Annotated in this window: 5 protein-coding genes; 1 reads left to right on the top strand and 4 read right to left on the bottom strand. The window is 59.7% G+C overall.

The annotated features are described in order from the left end of the window. A partial coding sequence (locus K2Y56_RS24710) for a Y-family DNA polymerase (protein WP_292514264.1) occupies positions 1–1,105 on the top strand: 1,105 nt, incomplete at its 5' end. An 11-nt stretch (positions 1,106–1,116) separates the two neighbouring features. Here the strand turns inward: K2Y56_RS24710 and K2Y56_RS24705 are convergent. The 4 genes from K2Y56_RS24705 to K2Y56_RS24690 form a co-directional block, all read right to left on the bottom strand. Next, complete coding sequence (locus K2Y56_RS24705; RefSeq protein WP_292514261.1) at positions 1,117–2,442, bottom strand: ATP-binding protein; 1,326 nt, start codon at positions 2,440–2,442, stop codon at positions 1,117–1,119. A gap of 53 nt (positions 2,443–2,495) precedes the next feature. Next, positions 2,496–2,759 carry a hypothetical protein gene (locus K2Y56_RS24700; protein WP_292514258.1) on the bottom strand — a complete coding sequence of 88 codons (264 nt, stop codon included), beginning with the start codon at positions 2,757–2,759 and terminating at the stop codon, positions 2,496–2,498. Between the two features lie 429 nt (positions 2,760–3,188). Next, positions 3,189–3,479, bottom strand: coding sequence for a hypothetical protein (locus K2Y56_RS24695; RefSeq protein ID WP_292514256.1), 291 nt, complete (start codon positions 3,477–3,479; stop codon positions 3,189–3,191). 2 nt (positions 3,480–3,481) lie between these two features. Then, a partial coding sequence (locus K2Y56_RS24690) for a hypothetical protein (protein WP_292514253.1) occupies positions 3,482–3,913 on the bottom strand: 432 nt, incomplete at its 5' end.

Genomic DNA, 3,913 nt, shown 5'->3' with positions numbered 1-3,913 from the left:
CGACCTGTGCAAGCGCCAGGGCGTGCGGGTGTTCTCCTCGAACTACACCCTCTATGGCGACATGAGCGCTCGCACGAACGCGGTCTATCGCGACTTTGCTCCTCAGGTGGAGATCTACTCCATCGACGAGAGCTTCCTCGACCTCTCGGACGTTCAGCCAGCTCGCCGCCTCGAACTCGCCCGCGATCTGCGCGCGACGGTACGGGCCTGGACGGGCATCCCGACCTGCGTCGGCATCGGCCCGACGAAGACGCTGGCCAAGCTCGCCAACCACATCGCCAAGAAGGTGCCGGAGCTTGAGGGCGTCTGCGACCTGACCGATCCGGTCGCCTACGACCATTGGCTCTGCCGCATCGCAGTCGAGGAGGTGTGGGGCATCGGCCGGGCCTCGCTTCACAAGCTCGAGGCTATGGGTGTCGACACGGTGGCGGACCTGCGCGACCTCGACCCACGCCCGGTCCGCAAGGCGATGACGGTGGTGGGCGAGCGCATCATCCACGAGCTGCGCGGCCTGTCCTGCCTGCCGCTCGAACTGATGCCGGCCCAGCGCAAGGGCTGTGCGGTCACGCGCTCGTTCTCTGCCCGCGTCACCGAGCGCGAGGTGCTGGAGCAGGCAGTAGCCGCGCATGCCACCCGCCTCGGCGAGAAGCTGCGGCGCGGCGGCCTTGGCACCTCCCACGTGACAGTCTTCTACCACACCAGCACTCATGACCGCGGCGAGCCGATGCGCTCGGTCTCGACGACAGTGAGCTTGCCCGAGGCGACGAACGACACGCTTGCCCTCATCACCGCGGCCCGGCACAGCCTCGCCCGGACTTGGCGCGACCAGGGCGAACGGCCGTGGCGCTACTCGAAGGCCGGCGTCATCACCACCGATCTGAAGCTACTCGACGACAGTCCGCGGGCGCTCATCGGTCAACTCGACCGCGAGCGCGGCGGACCGTTGATGGCGGCGATGGACGCCTGCAATGCCCGCTTCGGCCGAGGCGCCGTGGTGCCGGCGCGGGCCGGGCTGCAAGCGAAGCGGACATGGTCGACGAAGTTCCAGATGCGCTCGCCGAGGTACACGACACAGCTCGCCGAGCTACCAGTGGCACTAGCCTGACATCACAATGATCAAGCTGGACGCCGACCTGAGTCCGTGAGCCACTCTAGAACACGTATCGCTGTCGGTTGATGCACATGAAGACCAAGTGAGTTCCAGATCCCGCGCTCCATTTCTGAAAAAACTGCCTGAAAGTCTTCAGTTCGAGACAAGTGATATGGGCCGATGATAACCTCTTCATCGGGGATCAAGGTGGGACTTTCAAACGTACCGCTGCCGACGATCGAGCGGACTATTTTGCCGGGGTTCACAATATGACATTCAATGATGTATTCAGCGGTCAGGTTTGAAGCTGCAACGCGGACCTGTTCAACAAGAGCCATCATTTGCGCAACGACTGGTACAAGCCATATAGGCGTAAACACAAAATCATGGCCCTGATAATGGGAGGAGCACCGAAAACCCGCAACTTCCATCATGCCGCTATCCGATAATAACCATCTCGCATAATAATCCGAGGGGGCCTCAATGTACTCCATCGCTTGGGCACGCGGTCGCCAGTTGAGGCCGAAAGGTCCTTCGCCGAGTGCCGGAGGCAAATTTGACTGTGTGATGTCTCTGCCGGGTCTGCATAGATTTACATGATTTGTGATCGATGAAGCCCTTATACTTAGATCCTCGATCGGCATAGCTGTACATCTAAACCCAAGAGAATGCCCCCCGAGCTGGTAATTGCCTTGCTCGGTCTGGAGGGTCCCATTTCTGTAGCCATCAACCAAGCTGCGCATCCGCAGTGCTCTAGCGTTGCGAAGCTCTCTAAGGCGCTCAGCCCGTGTGCGTGTTTCAAACAGAGAGCTGTGGAGGTCCCGCATGGTCATAGGTTCGGAACGCGAACCTCGCCTCAAAAAGGCGAGGGGCGGCCTGCCGTGGCCGTGAGGAGCGCGAAGGGATGAAGTTACACGGATGATGAGAACGCCGCTGCCATCTTGACTGCCTGGCGCGACTATTCCGCGAGCTTCGAAGCTCGCCAACGGGGGATCAATGGTCTGATCTAATGATTGATGTAGGCGCTCAGCTAGATCTATCACGCGAGGTATGAGAACTGGATCTGGGCCTTTGGCGCGTTTGGGATGATCTTCTGTCTCATCAACGCCAACTACAATCACTCCACCATAAGCATTGGCAAACGCCACGATCTCCTTCGCTAGCGCATCCTTAGCTGGGGATCCGATCTTATTGGAGCCAAGCATCCAACCATCGCGCTGCCCATTGTTTGCTGGGAGTTCGCGCTTCAGTTCGAGGCGAAGATCCTCCTCTGCTTCCGCGACGATCAAGGCTTCGATATCCGCAAATGTTAAGGCGGCGAGGGGTTCCTCAAGCAATCGGCGAAGCGTCATGTTCTCAAGCCCTTCCGATCATGCGCTTTGCTGGTCCCTGCGGCGGAGCGACCTCACCCCTTCACAGGCCTCGCCAGCAGGATCGCTAGGCGCACGAAAGTGCGCTTCACGTGGGCACTGGCGTCGTCTCGGGCCATCGTCACTCTAGCAAACGGGCTCGCCTCTACAGCAGCGTGAAGGTCAAGCTTGTACCCGGCGCCAATTGCAAATTGGGAGATTGTTGGGTCCGACATGTATGCCTCGACTGCGGCATCAAGATCCGCCTCGACGATCGCCTCAGCCTTGTAGAGGTCGCCGACCGTCTGGTCGCCAGGCATCTTTCGTCCCCTCGTGAGTTCTTATCGACTCCAGGGCTGGCAAGTTTCGACTGATCGCAAAGTTCCTGAGGTGCGTGACGAGCGCATTACCTAGCCGGGAACGCCTCGCAGCTACTTGAGCGGGTCAATGGCGGGGAAGTGGTCAACGAGCCGTAGATCCTCCCATAGATCAACGCCATGACCATCGACGAGAGCTTTAGCCTTCTGACAGGCCTCGTCATCGTCGCCTGCTGTGATCCTAATGATCGACACGACCGCTCCCTGTCGATCAATTAAGGTAGCGAGGTACCTCGATTCCTCGTGTTCGGATGATGCGCTCATACCAGGCCGCCCCCAAGCGTCTGATTTCTAGAACCTCATAGCCGAGCTTCATAGCAATGCTATGATTTTGCACGAAGGTGCCGTTCGTCGTGGTGATCAAGGTGCCACCTAACGAGATGCCTTTGCGGCGACGCAGGCCCTGCGTTCCTCTGTCCTTCGCTCGACGAATTCCCCTGCCTCCCAACCTTCCAGCCACACCGCCTTGCGGCTAACGACTTCATCTGAAAACGGGCAGTCCTCACGGGTTTTCCCCTGGTTGAAGGCTTCGTAGCCTAGCCAGTATGGGTTCCGCCCCGTCCGCGTATTCGCGTCGGCCACGAAGGCATCAACGGCGGCGGCGACGTCCTCCTCGAGAATCGCCTTCGCCTTGAAGAGCTTGCCAACCGTCGCGCCTGCCACTGCTACTGCTCCTCCGAATCGGCGTCCTCACCCGATAATGGCTGCTTTGTAAGCACCGCCTTCGCGTCCGATGTTTTGAGCTCTAGCCCTGCGCGGACGCTCCGCCAGAACACCTCCGCTATTTCGCGCTTATGTTCCACCCGCTCCTGTAGGCCTGAGGCAATGCCGAGAACGGCGAATTGAGCGTCCGTCCCAAATGCCGTCGCTTGCGACATCAGAGTGAAGAGGTCGGAATAATACGGTACCGGATCAGGGTCTTTGTCGACCAAATTGTGAGCCAGCCGTCGTGTTCGAAGCTCACGGACGCGCTCAAGACAGACGAGCGGGTCTCCGCTCTGCATCATGTCCCAGCGTTCGATCATACGAGCTATAGCCGCGCGACAGGCTTCTCCGTCTGATTCCTGATGCTCCCCCCATCCGGGAACCCATTGTCG

Source organism: Methylobacterium sp. (assembly GCF_019745455.1).
Lineage (GTDB): Bacteria > Pseudomonadota > Alphaproteobacteria > Rhizobiales > Beijerinckiaceae > Methylobacterium.
This window is presented reverse-complemented; position numbering and strand designations above follow the sequence as displayed.

Excerpts from the sequence above, each read along its gene's own strand:
- K2Y56_RS24700 (WP_292514258.1), bottom strand. The coding sequence starts at position 2,759 with ATGCCTGGCGACCAGACGGTCGGCGACCTCTACAAGGCTGAGGCGATC.
- K2Y56_RS24705 (WP_292514261.1), bottom strand. The coding sequence starts at position 2,442 with ATGACGCTTCGCCGATTGCTTGAGGAACCCCTCGCCGCCTTAACATTT.